This is a genomic window from Algoriphagus ornithinivorans (genome assembly GCF_900115305.1).
GTDB lineage: Bacteria > Bacteroidota > Bacteroidia > Cytophagales > Cyclobacteriaceae > Algoriphagus > Algoriphagus ornithinivorans.
Genome location: NZ_FOVW01000002.1, coordinates 123,137 through 144,824, shown reverse-complemented (window position 1 = coordinate 144,824; position 21,688 = coordinate 123,137). Strand labels below are relative to the sequence as shown.

Genomic DNA, 21,688 nt, shown 5'->3' with positions numbered 1-21,688 from the left:
AATATTTTAAACTAACCTGATTAATCTTTTTATGGAACATTCTAACCATCAACATCACCAGGAAAACCACCATGATCATCATGCCCACATGATCAAGGATTTTAAAATTAGGTTTTGGATCTCACTAATTCTGACGATTCCAATTCTTCTTTTTTCAGATATGATTCAAGATTGGTTGAACTTCAACATCCAATTTGAAGGAAAAGATTATGTAGTATTTGGGCTTGCCAGTATTCTGTTTTTTTATGGTGGCTGGCCATTTCTCAAGGGGCTAAAAGAAGAGTTAACAGATAAAAATCCTGGAATGATGACTTTAATAGCCCTTGCTATTACAGTAGCATATGTTTACAGTTCCGCTGTGGTTTTTGGCTTAGAGGGGATGGGCTTTTTTTGGGAACTGGCCACACTAATTGTCATCATGCTTCTTGGGCATTGGATGGAAATGCGCTCAATTATGGGTGCTTCCAAAGCTTTGGAAAAACTGGCGGATTTAATGCCTAACGAGGCTCATTTGATTGTCGATGGAGAAACCAAAGATATCTCCGCGGGCGAATTAAAAAAGGGGGATTTGATTTTGGTAAAAGCTAATGAAAAGATTCCTGCTGACGGCACCATTGAAGAGGGTGAAAGTCATCTTGATGAAAGTATGTTAACGGGTGAAAGTAAGCCGGTAAAGCGAGACAAAGGAGACGACGTCATAGGTGGATCAATCAACGGTAAACAATCTCTCAAAATCAAGATCTCCAAAACTGGTGAAGACTCCTACCTGAATCAGGTAATCAATATGGTCAAGGAGGCGCAGCAAAGTAAATCCAAAACTCAAAATTTAGCTAATGTCGCAGCTAAATGGCTGACATTCATCTCTATTGGTGCTGGAATTATCACTTTATCAGTTTGGCTTATTTTAGGAAAGGATTTTGACTTTTCTCTAGGCAGGATGGTAACTGTTATGGTCATCGCATGTCCTCATGCATTGGGATTAGCCATTCCGTTGGTTGTTTCTATTTCCACTTCCCTATCAGCAGAAAAAGGGCTTTTGATTCGAAATCGAACTGCCTTTGAAAATGCCAGAAAAGTAAGTGCTATTGTATTTGATAAAACAGGAACTCTTACTGAGGGGAAATTTGGAGTAACTCGAATTCATTCTTCAGGAGAATGGAAAAAAGATCAAATTCTAAAATTCGCTGCTTCTTTGGAATCCAGTTCTGAGCATCCAATCGCTCAGGGAGTCCTTGAAAAAGCAAAAGAGGCAAATATCACATTAAAGGAAGTCTCCAACTTTGAATCCATAACAGGTAAGGGAATTCAAGGAGACATCGATGGTAAAACCTATCAAGTAGTCAGTCCAGGTTATTTGGAAGAAAACTCAATCTCAATACCTCAGGAAACAGATTCTGATGAAGCAGAAACAATTGTTTTTCTCTTAGAAGAGAAGAAACTTCTTGGTTTCATCGCATTGGCAGACAGCATTCGTGAAGAAAGTCATCAAGCTATAAAGACCCTAAGAGAAAAGGGAATTAAGTTATACATGGCAACCGGTGATAATGAAAAAACTGCAAAAGCGGTAAGTGAACAGCTAAAATTAGATGGGTATTACAGCGAAGTGCTTCCGGACGAAAAAGTAAAAGTCATTGAAGAATTACAGAAAAAAGGTGAATTCGTAGCTATGACTGGAGACGGTGTCAATGACGCCCCTGCTTTAGCAAAAGCTGATATAGGAATTGCTGTAGGTTCAGGAACAGACGTCGCTGTAGAGACAGCTGATATTATTTTGGTCAACAGCAATCCTCAAGATATAGCCAAATTAATTCTCTTTGGAAAGGCAACTTATAACAAGATGATTCAAAATCTAGGATGGGCAGTCGGATATAATGCAATTGCCTTACCCCTTGCCACAGGTTTTATCCCTGGCTTGATGATTCAACCTGCTGTTGGAGCCGCTTTGATGAGTTTAAGTACCATCATTTGCGCAGCGAACGCTCAACTATTACGAAGAAAAATATAACCAAAACCCAACATATGAAAAACAGAATTCTATTATTCACCCTTTTCGCGGCAATTGCTTGCAGTCCAAAGTCCTCCGATTCAAATGGAGAAATGAATCATGAAGATCATGCAAATCATGAAGCTCCGGCCGAAAATGCTACTCCCTCCAAAAGCCCTAGGACTAGCGCTATGGCAATGATAGATGGCAACCATGTACACATAGATTACTCCTCTCCAAGTGTAAGAGGAAGACAGATATTTGGTGGATTAGTCGCTTACGGAGAAGTTTGGGTCACAGGAGCACATAAAGCCACCTCAATTCAGTTTGACAAGCCTGTCAGCATTAATGGCAAAGAAGTTCCAGCCAGGAAATACGGATTCTTTACCATTCCTGGAGAAAATGAATGGATCATCATTCTAAATGAAAACTGGGATATGCACTTAGCTGATGACTATAGCCAAGAAAAAGACATTTTACGATTTACGGTCACACCCAAAGAGCTCGACCAACCTGTTGAATCTCTGACCTATTTTGTTCAGGAAACTGCTCCTGGCATGGGAGAAATTACTGTTAGCTGGAGTACAACCCAAATCAAATTTGATTTCAAAAACAGCTAAATAATAACAAATTTTACTGGAGAGAAAACTCACCTATCACCCACCTATGAGAAAAAATAATCAGTATTTCGCCCGAAAAATCCATAGATTTTTAGGCGTATTTATAGGAATCCAATTCTTATTGTGGACTATCAGTGGACTTTATTTCAGTTGGACTGATATTGATGAAATTCATGGAGATCATTTCCATCAGGAACATATGATGCACGAATCTCCAAGTAATTTGATCAACCCTTCAAGTCTAGACTCAACTTTACAAATCTCCTCTTTAGAACTTCGATTTGTCAATCATCAACCCTACTATTGGGTCAATGAAAATGTACTTTATCATGCTCAAAATGGCCTGAAAAAAGAAGAAATCACTGAAAAAGAAGCTCGGGAAATAGCTCAGATTTACATCAAAGGTAATCTTCAAATCAAAGAGGCTGAATACCTAACTGAGACGGGTTCACATCATGAGTACCGAGGACGTCCTTTGCCTGCCTGGGCGATTCATTTTGAGCACCCTGAAAATTTAACAGCTTACATTGACGCCAAAAGTGGGAACTTTGAAAGAGTAAGACATAGGAGTTGGCGCTGGTTTGATTTCCTTTGGATGTTTCATACCATGGATTATGCAGGCAGAGATGATTTCAACAATTTACTCTTAAGAGCATTTTCACTATTTGGCTTAGCTACAGTTTTTTCTGGTTTTACCTTGTTTTTTATGACTAGAAAAAAGAAGAAAAAACGAAGCCTGTTTTAAAATAAAATAGCTGTCTCCATGCTTGAACGGACTAAACTGATTAGTCTATATGGAGACAGCTTATTTTTTAATCTAAGAGTGTAAACCGAACTCCAAGAAAACCCCGAATCCCCTGATTAGGAGCAAACATATAAGTGGGGTCAAAGGTAAGCGCATTCGGATTATTGGGAGTTGGGATAACCGATCCATCTGAACCGAACTCTACTCCTCTATCGAAAGGATCAAAGGCCCTGGCAATGCTGTTGGCAGGAGGCGTAAAATTCAGGAGATTTTTAATTCCACCATAAACCTCCCATTTTTTGCCAATGGATTTAGTGAGTTGAATATTCTGTATACTCCACCAGGGAGAAAACTCGGGCCTATCATCCAATTCCCCCAGTAAAGGTAAACGCATAGGACTATAAAGATTTCCGGTATAGTCAATTTTTAAATCCAAAGGGTAAATCGTATAACCAATATTCCAAACAGTTGAAAATCTCTCTGATAGAAGCTGTCGGGTACTGACTCCTTCTTCCGTAAAAGTCACATCCATCAGCGTGGCTCCAACACTTCCTTCCAAGCCACTTGGCAATGCAAAATTAGAATTCAATGAAATTCCCTTCGAAACAGCATGACCATCCAAATTGGCATAAATGATTTGGTTTGGATTAGTTTCGTAATCTGGAATGATCCTATTGGTGAAATAGGTATAGAATAGTGAAGCATCTAAACTGAGAAATGCCCCTTTACTGCTGTAATATTTTTTGATGGCATTCGCATTGACATTCCAGGAACGTTCTGGCTGCAATTCCTCTTCAAATACCACTTCTCTGGCTCCGGTCAAAGCAGCATGATCTTCCGTAAATACATTAGCAACCCGAAAGCCATTTCCCGCTGATAATCTAAAAACCATCGTCTGATCAGCAGATGAAATTTTATAATTAAGGCGAGGACTGAAAATGGCTCCATGAATGGAATTATAATCTGCTCTCGCCCCTAAGAGTAAACTTTGACTAGTAGTCAATTTGATCTCGTCTTGAACAAATACTCCGGGTAAATGAATGATTGAAGGTTGATTTAAGTCCAACTCTACCGAAGAGGTTGCTGGAGTATTATCATCGTATTTAGTATATCTGTAAGCCAAACCGGAGAGCAATTGATGATTTCCTAAATTTTCAGCCCAAGTCAATTGTCCAAAAGCGATGGTTTGATCTGCGATATAAATGACATCACCGTACACAGAGTTTTGATTATGCCCGTTTGCTGAAAATTGAAAATTCAACTTTTCACTGCCCGGAAGTTCATAATTTCCAAAAACCTCCCATCTACTCGTATAAATACTTTCGCCATAAATTTCATCTCCTCCGCGGTTGGTTGAAGTCCAATCCATCTGACCACCCCACCTGTCCTCATACAAGTAGCGAAGAGCTACATTCAATCCCTTTTTGCTTGCTCTATCTACTGCTAATTTTTGAAAAATAGAGATACGCTTAGCAAGGGTCAAATCCGTCATCCCATCTCCATTATTATCGATGGGGTTATCATAATAAAAAGCATTAATTCCAGTCAAAGACTTTACGGACCTTCCCCACTTGGAACGAATATCTAGATCCAAATTATACTCTCCCCAGCCAGTGCTAAAGGCATCTACCCCGACTTTAGGAGCTAAATCTGGGTTTTTGGTGATGATATTAATCAAGCCCCCCACTGCCTCTGATCCATACAAAGTGGATGCAGGACCTTTGACCACTTCAATTCTATCGATAAGAGATTGCGGGATGCCTGTTAGACCATACACAGTAGACAAACCAGAAACAATGGGCATTCCATCAATCAATACCATGGTGTAGGGTCCCTCCAAACCGTTAATATGGATGTCCCCCGTATTACAAATGTTACAATTGATTTGAGGTCTTACTCCGTTAATATTCTGTAAGGATTCAAATAAGGATGGTGTGGGATTGGCTTTAAAAAAGCCCTCCTTATAAACCTCCACCGGAACCGGGCTATTAAGCCTGGAGACTTCCTGTAAAGTTCCACTGACCACTACTTCATCTAAGCTTGAATCCAAAGATTCCATTTCAACAATCAAAGCACCCTCGTATGGAATCTCTACCTCAGTGACATACCTTCTAAATCCTAAAAGGGAAATCTCTACTTTTAGCCTCCCTTTTTGTAATCCAAAAATCTGAAAATGCCCATCGGCTTCTGAAACTGCACCTTTCCCAGAATCGGGTAAAAATATAGTAGCAAACTCTACAGCCTTTCCCCCTGAAAGTACCCTACCCTTTAAGCTATGTTGACCTTGGGCAGTACCATTCAAAAGATAACAAAATGAAAGAGTAAGCAGTAAGCGAGTGATCATAGTTTCTTGTAAATCAATAAGATTAAAGAGCTAACTATTTTAATTAGAATTACAAAATTACAATGTTAGAGTTATCTAACAAATTTATTCTATCAATTTTTTTTACATATTTGAGTACTCAAATTTTAATTATGGCCTCTACCACGGAAGAAAATTATCTCAAAGCCCTTTTTAATCTGTCAAATGAACAAGGTGAAGTCAATATTTCTGAATTGGCTAATCAGCTTCAAGTCAGTATGCCTACCGCAAACTCCATGGTCAAAAACTTGCAGAAAACGGGGCTTTGTGTCTATGAAAAATATAAACCTGTATTATTAACCCCTAAAGGAAAAAAAGAGGCTGCTTTGATTATCCGAAAGCATAGATTGACAGAAATGTTTTTGGTCACAAAAATGGGCTTTGGATGGGAAGAGGTACATGCAATCGCTGAGCAGGTGGAGCATATTCATGCACCTAAATTTTTTGAAAGAATGGATGAAATGATGGGTTTTCCAACAGTAGATCCCCATGGCTCTCCTATTCCCGACAAACAAGGAAGAATTCAGGATTTGAGGTTCAAAAACTTATCAGAAGCAAAAGCGGGACAAGAAGTGATTTTAGCTGCTTTGGCAGATTCCAGTACAGAATTTTTGGAGTATCTCAATAGCCGAAACTTGACTTTGGGAACAGAATTGAAGGTGGTTTCAAAGGAAGCTTTTGATCAAAGTATGGTCATCAGTTACGGAGATGTCGAAAAGGAAACTCTTAGTCAAAAAGTATGTGAAAAACTCTTGGTAAAAACCTTTGGATCAGAAGAATAGAGTTTAATAGTCTTTGGTCCAGCCCCTGCCGGCTTTTTTCTCTGATCTTGCTTTTTTCTCCTTGATTCTCTTTTCTACTGCTGCCTTGGTGGGTTTGGTTGCTTTCCTGATTTTTCTTTTTTCAAATGCCTTTCTAAGCAAATCGTAAAACTTTTTTACTACCAATTCCTTATTCTGAATTTGAGAACGTTTTTCTTGGCTTTGAAGCTGTAACTTACCCTCTAGATCTATCTTGTTTTTGAATTTTTGGGATAGTTTTTCTTTTTCCTCATCAGATAAAACAGTAGAGTTTTGTACATCAAAGTACAATTGAACTTTGCTTTCAACTTTATTTACATTTTGTCCTCCCGGACCAGAACTTCTGGCAGTCTGAAAGTCCAATTCTTTCAAAAAATCTCCTTCTGCAATTCTTTTTTCAAGTGATTTCATTTTGCCTTTTTAAATACCCGTGATTTCTCTGAACTTCACACTCTGCCGCTGGCTTAAGTCAATTTCATGACCTGAGTTCAATTTGATCAACAAGGTACTGTTGAAGTAGGGTTCAATTTTCTGAATAAAATCCATATTAAACATGTACTGACGATTTGCCCGAAAGAAGAGATCTGTAGGAAGTCTGGATTCCAAATAGCTTAGAGATTTATGTAAAAGTGGCTTTTGGTTCTCATAGTGAACCCGTACATAATTCCCCACGCTTTCCAATAAGAATATTTTAAAAACCGGAACGAAATGACAAGAATCTCCATCCTTGATGAAAATCTTCTTTTCTGGAGAGAGCCTTTCTTCTGTACTTTCCACATCTGATTCTTTGGACAAAAAGCGATTGACAGCTTCTTTTAACCGTGTGGGATTCAGAGGTTTCAGCAAATAATCCAAGGCGTTAATTTCAAAAGCTTTGATGGCGTATTGATCATAGGCAGTTACAAAAATGACAGAGTTCACCTCATCCAATTGCTCAAGAAATTGAAATCCATCCATTCCGGGCATGTTGATATCCAGAAATATCAAATCCGGTTTTAATTCATTGCATTGGATTATAGCTTCCTGCACCCGGTCAGATTTGCCAACTATTTCCAATTCCGGAAAGGGTTGAAGTAGTACCTGTAACTCCTCGAGAGCCAAATTTTCATCATCCACAAGGAAAACCCGCTTTTTCATGTTAATTGATTGGTAGATTGATAGTAGCTCGAACTTCATTGGAAGAGTTACTGTCGAGCATGAATTTTGAATTCTCCCCAAAAAGGGATTCTAATCTTTTTTGTACGTTTTGAAGCCCGATCCCCAAGTTGAAAGTATCATTCAACTGCCCTGAGTTTGTCACCTCAACTATTAAGTTTTTTCCTCTTTTTTTGCTCGACACGTGGATAGAACCCCCATCCGGTAGCTTGGTGATCCCATGTTTAATCGCGTTTTCAGCTAAGGTTAAAACCATGGCTGGAGGCACTTTCAACTCCAGGGTTTCCTCCTCCAGCTGAATATGAACATCCAATCTCTTTCCAAAGCGGATTTGCTCCAGCAAAAGATACTTTTCTACCTCCTTCATTTCATCATTCAAAGCTATTAAAGGAGCTTTCTCATAATTCAGAGAGAATCTCAGCAATTCCGAAAGCTTGATTATTGCATCTCTTGCCTTCTCCTGATCAATTAAAACCAAGGCCTTGATACTATTGAGAGAATTGAATAAAAAATGAGGATTCAATTGATTTTTCAAGAGTTCCAACTCAGATGTTTTGGCCAAATTCTCCAGCAAAAGCTTTTGCTCAGTCACCTCCTGCGTGTGCTTCATGATATGGAAAAGATAATAGATAATCACCCAGCCCATCACGTAGCGTCCCAAATTCATGAGTTGTCCAAAGTAACTGATAATAAACTGAGAATTAAGCCCCTCAAACTCAAAACTCATGATTAGAGGGAGATACAATAAAGCCGTCATGATGAATGTAATCCCAAAAACATCCACTAGCCCTTTCACCCAGATTCTGGAAAGTTTCTTTTGAAATTGAGATTTAGGGATAAAATAGGTTTTGTAAAAATGAGAAACAGTCAATCCTAGAAATGACATGATTAAAAACTGCATCACGTATTCCCAATTAAACTCTCCGACAATAAAGAAGGTATAATTGATGGTTTCAATAAAAACAATGGAACTCCAGCCAAGTACCTGTAGAACCCAGTAAAGATGTTTTTCAGATATTTTACCCTGAAATCCCATTGTTTTGAATTAACTATTAGTTAACTGGCGAAAGCGTATAGCCAGCTTCTTTTAAAAGATTCAAGACTCCTTTTTGACCTGCCAAGTGGCCTGATCCTACCGCAAAAAAGGTAGACTTTTCTTCCATTTGTTTTTTCATGACCGGAATCCAGTTTTCATTTCTTTGGTCCAGAAGAATTTCTGAAAAATTACCGGTCATTGGATTATCGCTGATGGTTTGGTACAACTTATCCAAATCCTGAGCAACATAAGCTTCAACCGTAGTCTGAAACTCTTTCATGGACTCATCTGTGGTAACCATTTTCCCAAGCTCTTCCAACTGAATATTCAAAGGAATCTGATCAAAAATCCCTACTTGGAATGCTACATCTTCCAAACCTAGAATTTCTTTTCCCTGCTGCTGAGCCATCTGCGTAAAAAAGAACTCGTAACTCTCCATTTGATCACAAGGCAATTGCTTCATCAAGACCATGGAAGTCAATACAAATGGCTTCAGTATCCCCATTTGAGCCAATCCTGCCCCATAATTTTGAGTTAAAAACTGATCCAAAGCCTTGGATTGTTCCTCTTTCATTTCTCCTTGGATATTTTTCATTCCGGAATTGATAGATACTGCCTGCATCTTTTGCTGCAGTTCCGGATCATCCATATCCAATTCTAAAACCAACTGTTCAGTACCAGTGAAAGCACCCTTAATTTCCTCATTCATCAAAAATTGATCAGGACAAATCATGTGAATGGTACCAAATACATAGGAATCTTTTTCTAATCCATTCCCGCTAATCTTCCAAAGAAGACTTTTCTCTGTTTGTGCTTGCAACTGAAACACAAAACCTATGCAAAAAAGCAAGGTTAATCTTAAAATGTTACAATAGTTCTTTTTCATGATCTAAATGATTAATTAAACAAATATGAATATTGCCGAGCTTGAAAAAATACTTAATTCCTTCAATGCAGAAATTTAGCGATAAATGCAGTTTTCTTTTTTTATTTTTTTAGGTTATGCTTGCTTTCTTTTCAAAGAAAGGTTTATATTTAATCCTTAGTTTCTTGTTTTTAGGCCTTTAAAGCTCTTCTGTTAAATATTTCAAATGAAATATTCGTATATACGAATCTATTTTGTTAATTTGAAACAATAGCTTCAAACCTAATCTAACCTGCAAACGACCATGAAGAACAGAAGAGACTTTCTTATTAAATCCACTTTAGGAGCCGCTGGCTTAGCCTTAGCTCCTGCTTGGCTAGAGGGAGCCCCCTCGATCATCAAAAATTACAATAAACCGGATAGTCAGATTAATGGAGTTCAGATTGGATGCATTACCTATTCATTCCGATCACTTCCTGACCAAAGTGCCGAAGCAACCCTGAAATATATAACAGACTCAGGTTTAAGTGCTGTTGAACTAATGGGAGATCCAGCGGAATCATTTGCAGGTATGCCTTCCCCAACATTTGATAGGATGAAAGCATGGCAATTGGGTGGAAGAGAAAGAAGAGGAGAAACTCTTTCAGACAATGAAAAGAATGAATTGGCAGAAATCAGAAAAGCTGCCGAGGCATATTCTCAGGAAGTTGCACAATGGAGAGCGAATGCCTCCATGAAGCCTTTCGAACAATTGAGAAAAATGTACAAGGATGCTGGTGTGAGTATCTATGCTTTCAAACCTAGCGCCTTTGGAATGAATAATACGGATGCTGAAATCGCTTATGGAATGAAAGCAGCCAAAGCTCTCGGCACCAGTCATGTAACCTTAGAGCATCCCTCAAACGATGCCCATACCTTAAAATTGGGTAAAATGGGGGAACAGTTTGGTATGGCAGTTGCCTATCATGGACACGAACAACAAACCTTTGACTTTTGGGATACAGCCTTGGCTCAAAGCCCAAAAAATGCACTGAATTTGGATATGGGACATTATATCGCTGCAGGGCACAAAGATTTACTTCAATTGATTGAAAAACAGCAGAAGAATATCCTCAGCATGCATACCAAAGATCGTCAGAGGCCTGAAAATGGCAAAGGAAACGTGGTATGGGGAAGTGGAGACACTCCTATAGGAGATGTACTCAAACTCATGCAAAAAAATAAATACAAGTTCCCAGCAACTATAGAACTGGAATATCAGGTACCGGAAGGATCTAATCCAGTAGCTGAAGTGCAAAAATGCCTGGAATTTTGTAGAAAGAGCCTGGCCTGATTAGGAAAGGATGCTTAACACGACCGCGGCGGGGAGAAATCTCTGCCGCTTATTTTTTGAATAATTCTCCAAGATTCTTCAGACGGACCAAAGCCTCTTCCAAATCTGAATTTTCTTTGGCAAAGCAAAAGCGAATGATCTTGTCATCTTTTTGATTATGATAAAAAGAGGATACAGGAATGCAGGCAACTTTCAATTCCTTAGTCATTTTCTCTGCTAACTCTCTATCCCCAATTTTTGAAAGATGTCCATAGCTGGCTGTTTGGAAAAAACTTCCTTGGGTAGCCTGAAACTCCAAGCCTGTATCTTTCAAGCCAGTTAAGAATAAATCCCTCTTTTCTTGATAAAAACCAGGAATCGACTCATATCGCTCAGGTTTTTCCAGATATTCCGCAAGAGTATATTGTAAAAAAGTAACCGAGCTGAAAGTCACATATTGATGGATTTTTCGGAACTCTTCTGTTAGCTTTTCAGGAGCTATACAGTAGCCCAATTTCCATCCCGTTACATGAAAAGTCTTCCCAAAGGATCCACATACAAAGGATTTTTGCCTCAATTCCTCATGTCCAACTAAGGAAAGATGGGGCCGGCCATCAAATGTGATATGTTCATATACCTCATCACTGACGACATAAATATTCCTTTCTCTGACTAATTCGGCCAATTGATCCAAATCATCTTGAGTCCACACATATCCGCTTGGATTATGAGGACTATTGATGACAATCAATTTAGTCTTAAAGGTGATGGAGTTTTTCACCCTTTCCCAGTCAACCGAAAAATCACTTGAATTCAATGGAACTCGAATTGGAATACCTCCACTCAATAATATAGCTGGCTCATAACTATCATAGGCGGGCTCCAGTATAATCGCCTCATCACCAGGATGAATCATCGCAGTAATTGAAGAAAAAATTGCTTCTGTCGCTCCTGAAACTATGCTGACTTCTGTTTCAGGATTCACCTTGGCACCATAGCACCTTAGCGTTTTTTCCGCCATTTTTTCCCTTAAAGAAGGAATCCCACTCATGGGTGCATATTGATTATATCCGGCTTTGGTATACTTTGCCACCATATCCAATAATTCGGGATCGGCACCAAAGCCCGGAAAGCCTTGGGATAAATTAATTGCTCCTTCCTCCTGAGCCATTTTAGACATGATTGTAAAAATAGTCGTCCCTATGTGGGGCAATTTTGAGCGCATATTTCTAAAATTTTGACTCTTACAAGTAATCAATTTTCTTTTGAAAAAAGGAGAATTTAATCTTATTTCCTTGACCTAGATTCGGAGTGAAAGCTGAAAAAGCTAAATCAATTATTATCGTGATAAGAAAAAGAATGCTCAATTTTGAAAGTCGGCTAGGTAAATTTGATTTCAATCATTGGCACTATCATTTTCCGGTTCCAGATGTAATTGCCGAGCAAATGATGGATAAAAATCACAGAAGAGTGCTAGTAAAGATTAACGAAAGTGATTCTTTTCATATGGCTTTGATGAAAGCAAAAGAATGCTGGTATATCCTTATCAATCAAGAGCTCCGCAAAAAACTTGATTTGGATGAGAACAAAAAGGCAACTATCCAAATCGAGCGGGACTTAAGTGAATATGGACATGAAGTTCCTGAGGAATTTTTGGTATTGATGGATCAGGATGAAGAAGGCAGTGCTTTCTTTAAATCACTTACTCCCGGGAAACAAAGATCACTGATTTACTTGGTGACTAAAGTTAAAAATCCGGAAAGTAGAATGAAAAAATCCCTTGCAATCATGCATCATCTGAAATTAGCCAAAGGGCAATTGGATTTTAAGCAATTAAACGAGTGGATCAAATATTATAATAATCTTTAATTTCATGGTAGAAAAGGCAAAAAACAAGGTATTCATTGCTACAAGCATGGATGGCTTTATTGCGGATAAAAACGGCGGAATAGACTTTTTGGAATCAGTTCCGGAACTCAACACAGTCGATTCCGGCTACGCAGCTTTCATGCAAAGCGTGGATGCACTTGTGATGGGAAGGCATACTTTTGAAACAGTACTGGGTTTTGACATTCCTTGGCCATACGAAAAGCCTGTTTATGTCATGAGTACCACGCTCAAACAAATTCCAAAAGAGCTCCAAGACAAAGTTTTTCTGGTCCAAGGAATTTTGAGGGATGTGCTGAAGGATATTCATTCGAATGGTCACTTGAGTTTATACATCGATGGGGGTAAAACTATTCAAAGTTTTCTCAAAGAAGACCTAATCGATGAAATAATAATAACCCAAATTCCTGTGATTTTGGGAGAAGGAATCTCATTATTCGGACCTCTTGATCAAATGCTAAAATTCCAATGTATCTCCAGCCAAATTTTCGTAGAAAAAGTACCTCAGCTACATTATATTAGGTCACATGAAAAATAAAAAAGAGGGCCAAAACCCTCTTTTATTGATCAATGCTTTACTTTTTATCCAAACCCATTTTGGCCTTTCTGGTCTGACGATTGGCCTCTTTTTTGGGTCTGCTTGCTCCGAAAGTTCCACGATTGATTTTTCCTCGTCTAGATTTCAAATCTCCTTTTCCCATAATTTTCAGGTTTAAGTTAAAAGATACTCAAAGTTAAAAAACAGCTCTAAGGATGTCAATTTGAGGATAAATGAATCTTTTCCTGTTTTCTTTCTTAATTTAGAATATGGAAAAAGCCAAAATTCAGATCAACTGTGATTTAGGTGAAGGGGTAGAAAATGAAGCCCAAATCATTCCCTTGATTGATGCAGCCAGCATAGCCTGCGGAGGGCATTTTGGGGATCAGAGTACCATTGCCCACACACTTTCTCTATGTGAAAAATTCGGGAAAGCAGCAGGTGCACATCCCTCCTATCCTGATCTGGAAAATTTCGGCAGGAAATCCATGGATATTTCTGATGAATATCTAATCGATGCCTTAGCCAGTCAATTGGAATTATTCGAATCCGTAAGGCAAAATACCCGACTTGAATTAGATCATATCAAGTTTCATGGAGCTTTGTATAATGATGCAGCCAAAGATTCCAGATTAGCGGAATTACTTTGCCACTTTTTGATCGAAAACCTTCCTGAAACCACCGTCTTTGTTCCACCGGGTTCAGAGATGGAAAAGGCAGCAAAATTGGCTGGATTGGCTATCAAAAGAGAAATTTTCGGCGACCGTACTTATGGGGAAGATCTAAAATTAAGGCCTAGATCAGAGGCAGACTCTCTTTTAACAAAGTATGATTCTGTTGAAAAACACTTAGAACCCATATTGAACTCAGGCAAAATCCAAACGGTCAATGGAACCATGATTTCGGTTCCTGCTGATACACTTTGTTTTCACGGAGATAACCCCGGATTATTGAATTTTTTACCGAAAATCAGGAAGAAATGGTGGAATTGACTCCTTCAGTTTTTCAAATTGGTCCACAATACACCGAAATAAAATGGTCCGAACAAGTAAGTGATTCTCTTTTGATTAAGAGATTATCATTAGAAAAATCCCTGCTAAAAGATCTGGGAAATGAAATAGATGATTTGAGGGTAGCCTATCAATCAATTGTCGTTAAGTGGAAAAATCAATTTCCCGAAGATCAGTTTCAAAAGCTGATTAAAACTACCTCCACTCAAAGAGCTACTCTTTCAGATACGGTTTGGAAAATTCCCGTATGTTACGGAGGCCAATTTGGGAAAGACCTTCTCAATTTGGCTTCAGAAAAAAAAATGTCAGAGGAGGAAATTGTTCAACTGCATAGCCAAGCCAATTATAGGATTTTCTTCTATGGTTTTTTACCTGGGTTTATGTATCTCTCAGGTTTAGACCCCATACTTTCTACTCCCAGAAAATCCATACCAGACCGTAGCATTCCTTCAGGCTCTGTGGCCATTGGAGGAGATCAAACAGGTGTTTATCCTCTGGAATCCCCCGGTGGCTGGCATATCATAGGAAGGAGCCCTATTCCTTTTTTTACTCCCTCTTCTATCCCACCAGTTTGGGGAAAAGCAGGTGACCTGATTCAGTTTAATCCTATTTCTGAATCAGAATATGAGCGCTTGAAACGAAATCCAAAACATCCGGAACAGGTATGATCAAGGATATAGCTTATTTGAATCTAATTCAAACAGGTCCGGGAACGAAAATCAGGGATTTAGGAAGAACAGGCTTAGTCCAATTTGGTGTACCACAATCAGGTCCGGGAGATTTGGAAGCTTTTTTATGGAATAATCATTTACTTAAAAATTCACCTGGAGACGCCCAACTGGAAATCCAACAACCTGGATTGAAATTACAGTTTGAGCAAGCCTGTCAAATTTGTATTTCAGGTGCTTTATCTACCATCAAGCTCAATGGGAAAAATATAGCCTGTATTGGAGTTATAGAGATTCAAGAAGGTGATCTTTTAGAAATAGGAAAATTTCTGCGCGGTTCTTTAATTTATTTGGGAATTCGGGGAGGATTTCAAACCCAAGAGATCTTAGGTTCCAGAAGTCAACTAAACGGCATCACAGATGCTGCATCTATTACAAAAGGAGCAAAAATTCCATTTTTCACCAACCTCTCAAACCCGGTAAAAACTACTTTTTCACATCCTAAATGGGATAATAGCTATTTGGAAAAAGAAGAAATCAGGGTTTACCCTGGTCCGGAGTGGTACTTGTTGGATCCCAACGAACAAAAGATGCTTCTATCCAGGGATTTCCATATTTCAATTATGAAAAATACGATGGCAATCCAACTGGAAGAATTGGTCTCCAATCAAATCTCAGATATTCTAACTGCTCCTGTTTATCCGGGAACCATTCAATTGACTTCGGGTGGAAAACTATTGGTATTGCAGCAAGATGCGCAAGTAACAGGAGGTTATCCAAGAGTTTTACAAATTGATGAAAAGGACCTGAGAGTTATAGCTCAAAAGGCTCCAGGTCAAAAAATTCGTTTCCAGCTCGTTTCCGAAGTTTAAATTTTAAGCCTACACGGAAAAAAATCAACATCACTTCTTAATAAATTCCTCTTGAAATTTGAGTGATGCCCTCCGACCTGTTAAATTACAGTTTTTACCATTAACCCTAAGACCACATGGATACCCTGTTGAAAGACAAAATTATTGCCCAAGGAATGGATCCTGATACAGTAGCGGAGCAAATTTCAAACTTTAAGGATGGCTTTCCTTATTTGAAAATAACAGGCCCAGCAACTCCACAGGATGGCATTCAGGTGCTTTCGAATGATCAATTGAAGCATTTTGTAGAAACTTATCCCAAAAAAGCAGCATCTATAGAAGTAGTGAAGTTTGTTCCTGCTTCAGGCGCTGCATCCAGGATGTTTAAAGACCTCTTCTCCTTTTTGGATGGAGATGGTGACTTGAGCAAATCGGCTTTTGTGCAGAAGTTCATAGACAAAATCGAAAAATTCGCTTTCTATGATGATTTGAATGCGGCATTGAAAGAAAAGAACACTTCGATTGCTGATTGTCTCGATAGAAATGATTATAAAGAAATAGTAGGTACGCTTCTAGAAGACTCTGGACTAGGTTATGGAAACCTTCCCAAAGGGCTTTTAAAATTCCATCAATACGAATCTGAAGCAAGGACACCTGCTTATGAGCACTTGATCGAGGGCTCACAATATGCAGTGGGAAAAGGTAAACTTGTCAAAATTCACTTTACCGTTTCGCCGGAACATGAAGAAAAATTCCGAAAGGAAATAGAAAGCATAGTACCAAAATTAGAGTCCAAAACAGGGCTTAAATACGAGGTAACTTATTCACAGCAGAAAAAATCAACTGACACCATTGCCGTCTCGATGGATAATGAGCCATTCCTTGAAGAAGATGGATCCATTTTGTTCCGTCCAGCCGGTCACGGTGCTTTATTGGAAAATCTAAATGATATTTCTGCTGACCTTATTTTCATCAAAAACATTGACAATGTAGTTCCTGACCGCCTTAAGTCAGATACAAAAACCTACAAAATGGCCATTGGAGGGCTATTGTTGGAAATCCAGGAGAAAGTTTTTGAAGCTTTAAAAGAGTTTAGTCAGGAGATATCTGATGAGTCATTGAAAAAAGCAAAAAATGTCTTCACTGAAGTATTGGGAGCAAAGCTTCCTAATGAGTTTGAAAACCAGCCTTTGATGGAGAGAGCCAATTTTCTGAAAGGAAAGCTCAATCGACCGATCCGTGTCTGTGGCATGGTGAAAAATACTGGAGAACCTGGAGGTGGACCTTTCTGGGTCTTGGAAAAAGACGGAAGCCAATCCCTACAAATTCTAGAAACTGCCCAAATCGATCTTTCTGACCCAGAGTCAAAAAAGCATTTTCAGGCTGCAACTCACTTCAATCCAGTGGATTTGGTTTGTGGTACCCGGAATTTCAAAGGAGAAGAATTTGATCTTTTGAAATACAGAGACATGAAAACCGGATTCATCACAGAGAAGTCAAAAAGTGGAAGAGAACTGAAGGCACTGGAATTACCTGGTTTATGGAACGGGGCTATGGCAGGCTGGAATACCTTGTTCGTTGAAGTTCCTTTGATCACTTTCAACCCGGTGAAAACAGTCAATGATCTACTCAGAGACGAACACCAATAAAGGCTGAAGTTTGAAGTTAAAAAGCTGAAAGAGACCATTCACTCTTTTCAGCTTTCTGACTTTATCTTTCTTACTTCCCTTAATCCCGTTTGCCCTCGTACAAATCGTATTTCAGCAATCTACAGTCGATTGTACCATTCCAAAACTCAATTCTTCTACTGGCCTTTAGTCCTACTTTTTTGGCCAATTCAAGGTTTCCGGTAAAAATATACCCACGATACCCCGCGCATTTTTGTTTCATGAAATCTCCTATCCTGCGATAGGTTTGCTCCAATTCCGTCTCCTCTCCCAGCCTTTCGCCATATTCGGGATTAAACATGATCACGCCTCTTGGCTTCTCTGGAATCTCAGTTTCCGCAAAATCACAAACCTGAAAATCAATCATATGATCCACTCCGGCAGTCATGGCATTTTCTTTCGCAAACGAAATAGCTTGTAATGAGATATCAGATGCTATAATCTTGACCTCAGGAACCTCCACTATTTTGGCCTCCAACTTCTTTATTTTAGCATGATAGGCAGACTCATCATAACCCAGAATTGACATAAAGGCATAATGGGATCTATATAAACCTGGATATCTTTTGGTAGCCATCAGTGCTGCTTCTATGGCCAAAGTACCTGAACCGCACATGGGATTGATAAAAGGTACTCTCGTATTCCATTCTGTAGCATAAATAGTAGCCGCTGCCAAATCCTCCATCATAGGGGCTTTGCCTGGAATCTTTCTATATCCATGCTTTGCAAGCGTATCACCAGAGGTATTAATGTATAAGGTGGCTTGCGTTTCCTTCCAGAACATCTGAAAAACCGCCCCACTAAATTCTGAACCAGAATCAGGTCTCCTTCCAAATTTTTCTCTGAAACGATCTACAATTGCGTCTTTGATTTTAACATTGACGATCAAAGGAGTAGTGACACTTTCATTGTCGGCCACCGAATTAATAGAGAAATAGCCATCCACATCCAGGTATTCCTCCCAATTGATAGCTTTTACCCTGCGATAAATATCATCTGCATGACGCAGATAAAAAGACTTGATTTCGAAGAGCACGTGAGAAGCTGTTCTGAGGTGAAGATTCAAATCCATGCAATCTTCCATACTGGCAATAAGTTCTATCCCTGTTCTCTGTACAGATTCCGGAACAAAACCTAACTCTCTTACTTCTTTTTCCAGGTAAGTAACTGATCGGTCTTTGCAGGTTATAAAGACCTTTCTTCTTTCATTAAAATCAAGCATACACAAAAGTAGGGATTTCAGGCCAAAGGATCTTCGAAGATTTTGGAGGCTACTCATGTAAAATCAGAGGTAAAACTCGCAAACGATTGCGTAACTTACATCAGACTCAGCTTGTACCTAAGCCTCGAAATTTTCAATTTAGAATGAATAAACAAGACTTTGCATGAAGATAAAATCAATTTACACCCTTGCCCTTCTCAGTAGTATTTTCCTTTTTTCATGTTCTTCCGGTGAAAAAGAAAACGCGGATGGATGGAAAAACCTATTTAATGGAGAAGATTTAAGCGGTTGGAAGGCAGTTGCCGGAACAGCCTCTTTTGCTGTAGAAAATGGCGAAATCATTGGAACCGCAGTTGCTGGCTCTCCCAATACATTTTTAATCACAGAGGAAACATTCGGAGATTTTATTCTTGAGCTAGAGCTTAAGGTAGAGCATGTTTCCTCCAATTCAGGAGTGATGGCTAGAGGACAATTTGATCCCGATGGCAGAGACGGAAAAGGATTAGTATACGGCTACCAAATTGAGGCGGACCCAACCGAGCGAGCTTGGTCAGCTGGTATATATGATGAAGCCAGAAGAGGGTGGCTTTATCCCTTGGAGCTCAATCCTGAAGCTAAATCAGCTTTCAAATTAGGTGAATACAATCAATATAGAATTGAAGTAATTGGGGATGAAATCAAAACCTGGTTGAATGGACAGGAAGTCGCCTACGTAGTGGATGATATGGATAAAAGCGGTTTTGTTGGTCTTCAGGTTCATAGTATCCAAAAGCCAGAAGATGCAGGTCGAAAAACCTATTTCAGAAATGTAAGGATCAAAACAGAAAACCTAGATCCTCAACCTTTCAACAAAGACATTTTCGTGGTCAATAACCGTCTGAATGAGTTGACAGATTATGAAAAAACTCAGGGTTGGAGACTTTTATTTAATGGTCAAAACTCAGAAGGATGGGTTGGAGCCTATAAAGACAGCTTCCCTGATTTCGGTTGGTCTGTGACTGATGGAATATTAACCATTGCTGCTTCAGGTGGCGGTGAGTCTACCCATGCAGGAGACATCGTGACAACGGAAGAGTTTAGTGCTTTTGACTTAGCTTTTGATTTCAAATTAACAGAAGGAGCCAATAGTGGAGTGAAATATTTTGTCACTTTGAAGGAAGAAAATTCAGGTTCAGCTATTGGCTTGGAATATCAGATTTTGGATGATGAAAGACATCCTGATGCCAAAATGGGAAGAGAAGGTAACAGAACCTTAGCTTCCTTGTATGATTTGATCAAAGCAGAAAAGCAACCAAGATTTTTGAAGCCAATCGGAGAATGGAATAAGGGTAGAATAGTCGTGCATCCTGATAATAAAGTGGAACATTATCTCAACGGCATCAAAGTAGTAGAATATGTCAGAGGATCCCAGGAGTACAAAGACCTTGTGGCAATCAGTAAGTATAAAATCTGGGAAAACTTTGGCGAGGCAGAGCAGGGCCATATCCTTTTGCAGGATCATGGTGATGAAGTCAGCTTTAAAAATATCAAAATCAAAACATTGAACTAAGACCCAAAAACCATGAGCAAGCAAAATAGAAGAGAGTTTATCAAGAAAAGCACGGCAGCCACCCTAGGCTTATCGGCTTTGGGAGCTGTGGGCTTTTCAGCCAAATCCTATGGTAGAATCATTGGTGCCAATGAACGATTGAATGTAGCCATTGCTGGTTTGGGAAGAAGATTGGGAGCTTTTTACGAGCCAATCGCTTTGGAATCCAGCAATGTAAATTTGCTATACCTCTGTGATGTAATGCAAAGCCAAATGACCAAAGCAGCAGGCAATTTTTCCAAGCATATTTCTTATCAGCCCAAATTGGAAGGGAACATCATGAAGGTTTTGGAGGACAAGGACTTGGATGTTTTGATCAATGCTACTCCGGATCATTGGCATGCACCTGGAACATGGCTTGCAATGGAAAGAGGAAAACACGTATACGTTGAAAAGCCATGCTCCCATAATCCAAAAGAGGGAGAATTGTTGATTGCCTTACAGAAGAAATACAATAAGGTAGTTCAAATGGGAAATCAGCAACGCTCAGCTCCTGAAAGTAGAGAAATCATTGCCGCCATTCATAATGGAGCAATCGGTAAAGCTTATAAAGCAGTTGCCTTTTACAGTAATCAGCGTGGAAGAGTAGTCAACCCCTCTCCTGCTCCAGTGCCTGAAGGTTTGGATTGGGAAATGTTTCAAGGTCCCGCTCCAAGGAGAGCATACACTCATGACACTTGGGATTACAATTGGCACTGGTACGGTTGGGATTATGGCACTGCAGAGACAGGTAATAATGCTACCCATGAATTAGATGTAGCAAGATGGGCTTTGCAAGTAGATTATCCTTCACAGGTCATGGTTGATTCTGGAAAGTATCATTTTGTGGATGATGGCTGGACTATGTACGATACCATGGAAGCAACTTTTAAGTTTGGTAAAGACAAGACGATCACATGGGACGGTAAAAGTAGAAATGGTCTGAATACTTATGGAGCAGATAGAGGGACAATCATCTACGGTTCTGAAGGAAGTGTATTTGTCAATAGAAATGGCTACAAGCACTTTGATCGAAATGGAAAACTGATTAAGGATAGTCAATCTTCTGGTTCCGAAGGTGGTACGCAACTCGGAGGTGGTGGCGACATGAGTACCACTCACGTGGTCAACTTCTTTAACGCGGTCAGAGGAAAAGAAAAACAAAACTCCAATATAGAAGAAGGTGCTGTAAGTACTCTGCTTTGTCATTTAGCCAATATTGCTTCAAGAACTGGTGAAATATTACAATGTGATCCCAAAAATGGTCATATCACCAACTCCAAAGCTGCCATGGCCTTATGGACACGTCAATATGAAAAAGGTTGGGAACCTCCCAAGGTTTAATTTATATTGATTAACAAAAAAAGGAAGATTGAATTATATAATTTGGTCTTCCTTT

At 39.2% G+C, this 21,688-nt stretch carries 21 protein-coding genes; 13 read left to right on the top strand and 8 right to left on the bottom strand.

Going from position 1 to position 21,688, the window contains the following annotated elements:
• The first annotated feature begins 31 nt into the window (after window positions 1-31).
• From BM073_RS02745 to BM073_RS02735, 3 genes are read left to right on the top strand one after another with little or no spacing between them, the layout of a single operon-like run.
• Window positions 32-2,005, top strand: a complete 1,974-nt coding sequence (locus BM073_RS02745) for a copper-translocating P-type ATPase (protein WP_091650015.1) — start codon at window positions 32-34, stop codon at window positions 2,003-2,005.
• Window positions 2,006-2,019: 14 nt separating this feature from the next.
• Window positions 2,020-2,604, top strand: a complete 585-nt coding sequence (locus BM073_RS02740; protein ID WP_091650012.1) for a DUF2911 domain-containing protein — start codon at window positions 2,020-2,022, stop codon at window positions 2,602-2,604.
• Between the two features lie 46 nt (window positions 2,605-2,650).
• Complete coding sequence (locus BM073_RS02735) at window positions 2,651-3,349, top strand: PepSY domain-containing protein (RefSeq protein WP_091650010.1); 699 nt, start codon at window positions 2,651-2,653, stop codon at window positions 3,347-3,349.
• 67 nt (window positions 3,350-3,416) lie between these two features.
• Here the strand turns inward: BM073_RS02735 and BM073_RS02730 are convergent, their stop codons facing one another.
• Complete coding sequence (locus tag BM073_RS02730; protein ID WP_091650008.1) at window positions 3,417-5,693, bottom strand: TonB-dependent receptor; 2,277 nt, start codon at window positions 5,691-5,693, stop codon at window positions 3,417-3,419.
• Window positions 5,694-5,824: 131 nt separating this feature from the next.
• On the opposite strand from BM073_RS02730, the gene BM073_RS02725 reads away from it, so the two are divergent.
• Window positions 5,825-6,493, top strand: a complete 669-nt coding sequence (locus tag BM073_RS02725) for a metal-dependent transcriptional regulator (RefSeq protein ID WP_091650907.1) — start codon at window positions 5,825-5,827, stop codon at window positions 6,491-6,493.
• Window positions 6,494-6,496: 3 nt separating this feature from the next.
• On the opposite strand, the gene arfB is transcribed toward BM073_RS02725, so the two are convergent.
• From arfB to BM073_RS02705, 4 genes are read right to left on the bottom strand one after another with little or no spacing between them, the layout of a single operon-like run.
• Entirely contained in the window at window positions 6,497-6,922 is a 426-nt protein-coding gene (arfB, locus tag BM073_RS02720; RefSeq protein WP_091650006.1) for an alternative ribosome rescue aminoacyl-tRNA hydrolase ArfB, read from the bottom strand.
• A 9-nt stretch (window positions 6,923-6,931) separates the two neighbouring features.
• A complete protein-coding gene (locus tag BM073_RS02715; RefSeq protein ID WP_091650003.1) occupies window positions 6,932-7,648 on the bottom strand; it encodes a LytR/AlgR family response regulator transcription factor in 717 nt (238 codons plus the stop codon).
• A gap of 1 nt (window position 7,649) precedes the next feature.
• Complete coding sequence (locus tag BM073_RS02710; RefSeq protein WP_091650000.1) at window positions 7,650-8,702, bottom strand: sensor histidine kinase; 1,053 nt, start codon at window positions 8,700-8,702, stop codon at window positions 7,650-7,652.
• Between the two features lie 16 nt (window positions 8,703-8,718).
• Window positions 8,719-9,588, bottom strand: coding sequence for a TraB/GumN family protein (locus tag BM073_RS02705; protein WP_091649997.1), 870 nt, complete (start codon window positions 9,586-9,588; stop codon window positions 8,719-8,721).
• Window positions 9,589-9,871: 283 nt separating this feature from the next.
• Here BM073_RS02705 and BM073_RS02700 point away from each other — a divergent pair, with 283 nt between their 5' ends.
• Window positions 9,872-10,900 carry a sugar phosphate isomerase/epimerase family protein gene (locus BM073_RS02700; RefSeq protein ID WP_091649996.1) on the top strand — a complete coding sequence of 343 codons (1,029 nt, stop codon included), beginning with the start codon at window positions 9,872-9,874 and terminating at the stop codon, window positions 10,898-10,900.
• A gap of 49 nt (window positions 10,901-10,949) precedes the next feature.
• Here the strand turns inward: BM073_RS02700 and BM073_RS02695 are convergent, their stop codons facing one another.
• Window positions 10,950-12,104, bottom strand: coding sequence for a methionine aminotransferase (locus BM073_RS02695; protein WP_091649993.1), 1,155 nt, complete (start codon window positions 12,102-12,104; stop codon window positions 10,950-10,952).
• A 119-nt stretch (window positions 12,105-12,223) separates the two neighbouring features.
• Between BM073_RS02695 and BM073_RS02690 the strand changes: the two genes are divergently transcribed.
• Both BM073_RS02690 and BM073_RS02685 read left to right on the top strand, forming a co-directional pair.
• Window positions 12,224-12,748: a YdeI/OmpD-associated family protein gene (locus BM073_RS02690; protein ID WP_245756359.1), complete on the top strand. Its 525-nt coding sequence runs from the start codon at window positions 12,224-12,226 to the stop codon at window positions 12,746-12,748.
• 4 nt (window positions 12,749-12,752) lie between these two features.
• Window positions 12,753-13,304: a dihydrofolate reductase family protein gene (locus BM073_RS02685; RefSeq protein WP_091649990.1), complete on the top strand. Its 552-nt coding sequence runs from the start codon at window positions 12,753-12,755 to the stop codon at window positions 13,302-13,304.
• A gap of 37 nt (window positions 13,305-13,341) precedes the next feature.
• Here the strand turns inward: BM073_RS02685 and BM073_RS02680 are convergent, their stop codons facing one another.
• Window positions 13,342-13,467 carry a 30S ribosomal protein THX gene (locus tag BM073_RS02680; protein WP_091649988.1) on the bottom strand — a complete coding sequence of 42 codons (126 nt, stop codon included), beginning with the start codon at window positions 13,465-13,467 and terminating at the stop codon, window positions 13,342-13,344.
• Between the two features lie 106 nt (window positions 13,468-13,573).
• Between BM073_RS02680 and BM073_RS02675 the strand changes: the two genes are divergently transcribed.
• The 4 genes from BM073_RS02675 to BM073_RS02660 all read left to right on the top strand — a co-directional run bounded on the left by BM073_RS02675 (window position 13,574) and on the right by BM073_RS02660 (window position 17,482).
• Complete coding sequence (locus BM073_RS02675; RefSeq protein WP_091649985.1) at window positions 13,574-14,296, top strand: LamB/YcsF family protein; 723 nt, start codon at window positions 13,574-13,576, stop codon at window positions 14,294-14,296.
• Window positions 14,284-14,982: a 5-oxoprolinase subunit PxpB gene (pxpB, locus tag BM073_RS02670; protein ID WP_091649983.1), complete on the top strand. Its 699-nt coding sequence runs from the start codon at window positions 14,284-14,286 to the stop codon at window positions 14,980-14,982. Before BM073_RS02675 ends, pxpB begins: the two co-directional genes overlap by 13 nt.
• Complete coding sequence (locus tag BM073_RS02665) at window positions 14,979-15,854, top strand: 5-oxoprolinase subunit C family protein (protein WP_091649980.1); 876 nt, start codon at window positions 14,979-14,981, stop codon at window positions 15,852-15,854. The genes pxpB and BM073_RS02665 overlap by 4 nt, the downstream gene beginning before the upstream one ends.
• Window positions 15,855-15,970: 116 nt before the next feature.
• Window positions 15,971-17,482, top strand: coding sequence for a DUF4301 family protein (locus BM073_RS02660; RefSeq protein WP_091649977.1), 1,512 nt, complete (start codon window positions 15,971-15,973; stop codon window positions 17,480-17,482).
• 79 nt (window positions 17,483-17,561) lie between these two features.
• Here the strand turns inward: BM073_RS02660 and BM073_RS02655 are convergent, their stop codons facing one another.
• A complete protein-coding gene (locus BM073_RS02655) occupies window positions 17,562-18,722 on the bottom strand; it encodes a THUMP domain-containing class I SAM-dependent RNA methyltransferase (protein ID WP_091649973.1) in 1,161 nt (386 codons plus the stop codon).
• A 163-nt stretch (window positions 18,723-18,885) separates the two neighbouring features.
• Between BM073_RS02655 and BM073_RS02650 the strand changes: the two genes are divergently transcribed.
• Both BM073_RS02650 and BM073_RS02645 read left to right on the top strand, forming a co-directional pair.
• Window positions 18,886-20,271, top strand: coding sequence for a 3-keto-disaccharide hydrolase (locus tag BM073_RS02650; protein WP_091649971.1), 1,386 nt, complete (start codon window positions 18,886-18,888; stop codon window positions 20,269-20,271).
• Between the two features lie 12 nt (window positions 20,272-20,283).
• Complete coding sequence (locus tag BM073_RS02645; RefSeq protein ID WP_091649968.1) at window positions 20,284-21,633, top strand: Gfo/Idh/MocA family protein; 1,350 nt, start codon at window positions 20,284-20,286, stop codon at window positions 21,631-21,633.
• The last annotated feature ends 55 nt before the right edge of the window (window positions 21,634-21,688 follow it).

What these genes read in the sequence shown, in the direction of transcription:
- BM073_RS02730 (WP_091650008.1), bottom strand. Translation starts at nt 5,693, where the DNA reads ATGATCACTCGCTTACTGCTTACTCTTTCATTTTGTTATCTTTTGAAT.
- BM073_RS02655 (WP_091649973.1), bottom strand. Translation starts at nt 18,722, where the DNA reads ATGCTTGATTTTAATGAAAGAAGAAAGGTCTTTATAACCTGCAAAGAC.
- BM073_RS02705 (WP_091649997.1), bottom strand. Translation starts at nt 9,588, where the DNA reads ATGAAAAAGAACTATTGTAACATTTTAAGATTAACCTTGCTTTTTTGC.
- BM073_RS02695 (WP_091649993.1), bottom strand. Translation starts at nt 12,104, where the DNA reads ATGCGCTCAAAATTGCCCCACATAGGGACGACTATTTTTACAATCATG.
- BM073_RS02715 (WP_091650003.1), bottom strand. Translation starts at nt 7,648, where the DNA reads ATGAAAAAGCGGGTTTTCCTTGTGGATGATGAAAATTTGGCTCTCGAG.
- BM073_RS02740 (WP_091650012.1), top strand. Translation starts at nt 2,020, where the DNA reads ATGAAAAACAGAATTCTATTATTCACCCTTTTCGCGGCAATTGCTTGC.
- BM073_RS02745 (WP_091650015.1), top strand. Translation starts at nt 32, where the DNA reads ATGGAACATTCTAACCATCAACATCACCAGGAAAACCACCATGATCAT.
- BM073_RS02645 (WP_091649968.1), top strand. Translation starts at nt 20,284, where the DNA reads ATGAGCAAGCAAAATAGAAGAGAGTTTATCAAGAAAAGCACGGCAGCC.
- BM073_RS02725 (WP_091650907.1), top strand. Translation starts at nt 5,825, where the DNA reads ATGGCCTCTACCACGGAAGAAAATTATCTCAAAGCCCTTTTTAATCTG.
- arfB (WP_091650006.1), bottom strand. Translation starts at nt 6,922, where the DNA reads ATGAAATCACTTGAAAAAAGAATTGCAGAAGGAGATTTTTTGAAAGAA.
- BM073_RS02660 (WP_091649977.1), top strand. Translation starts at nt 15,971, where the DNA reads ATGGATACCCTGTTGAAAGACAAAATTATTGCCCAAGGAATGGATCCT.
- BM073_RS02665 (WP_091649980.1), top strand. Translation starts at nt 14,979, where the DNA reads ATGATCAAGGATATAGCTTATTTGAATCTAATTCAAACAGGTCCGGGA.
- BM073_RS02675 (WP_091649985.1), top strand. Translation starts at nt 13,574, where the DNA reads ATGGAAAAAGCCAAAATTCAGATCAACTGTGATTTAGGTGAAGGGGTA.
- BM073_RS02680 (WP_091649988.1), bottom strand. Translation starts at nt 13,467, where the DNA reads ATGGGAAAAGGAGATTTGAAATCTAGACGAGGAAAAATCAATCGTGGA.
- BM073_RS02685 (WP_091649990.1), top strand. Translation starts at nt 12,753, where the DNA reads ATGGTAGAAAAGGCAAAAAACAAGGTATTCATTGCTACAAGCATGGAT.
- BM073_RS02650 (WP_091649971.1), top strand. Translation starts at nt 18,886, where the DNA reads ATGAAGATAAAATCAATTTACACCCTTGCCCTTCTCAGTAGTATTTTC.
- pxpB (WP_091649983.1), top strand. Translation starts at nt 14,284, where the DNA reads ATGGTGGAATTGACTCCTTCAGTTTTTCAAATTGGTCCACAATACACC.
- BM073_RS02700 (WP_091649996.1), top strand. Translation starts at nt 9,872, where the DNA reads ATGAAGAACAGAAGAGACTTTCTTATTAAATCCACTTTAGGAGCCGCT.
- BM073_RS02735 (WP_091650010.1), top strand. Translation starts at nt 2,651, where the DNA reads ATGAGAAAAAATAATCAGTATTTCGCCCGAAAAATCCATAGATTTTTA.
- BM073_RS02710 (WP_091650000.1), bottom strand. Translation starts at nt 8,702, where the DNA reads ATGGGATTTCAGGGTAAAATATCTGAAAAACATCTTTACTGGGTTCTA.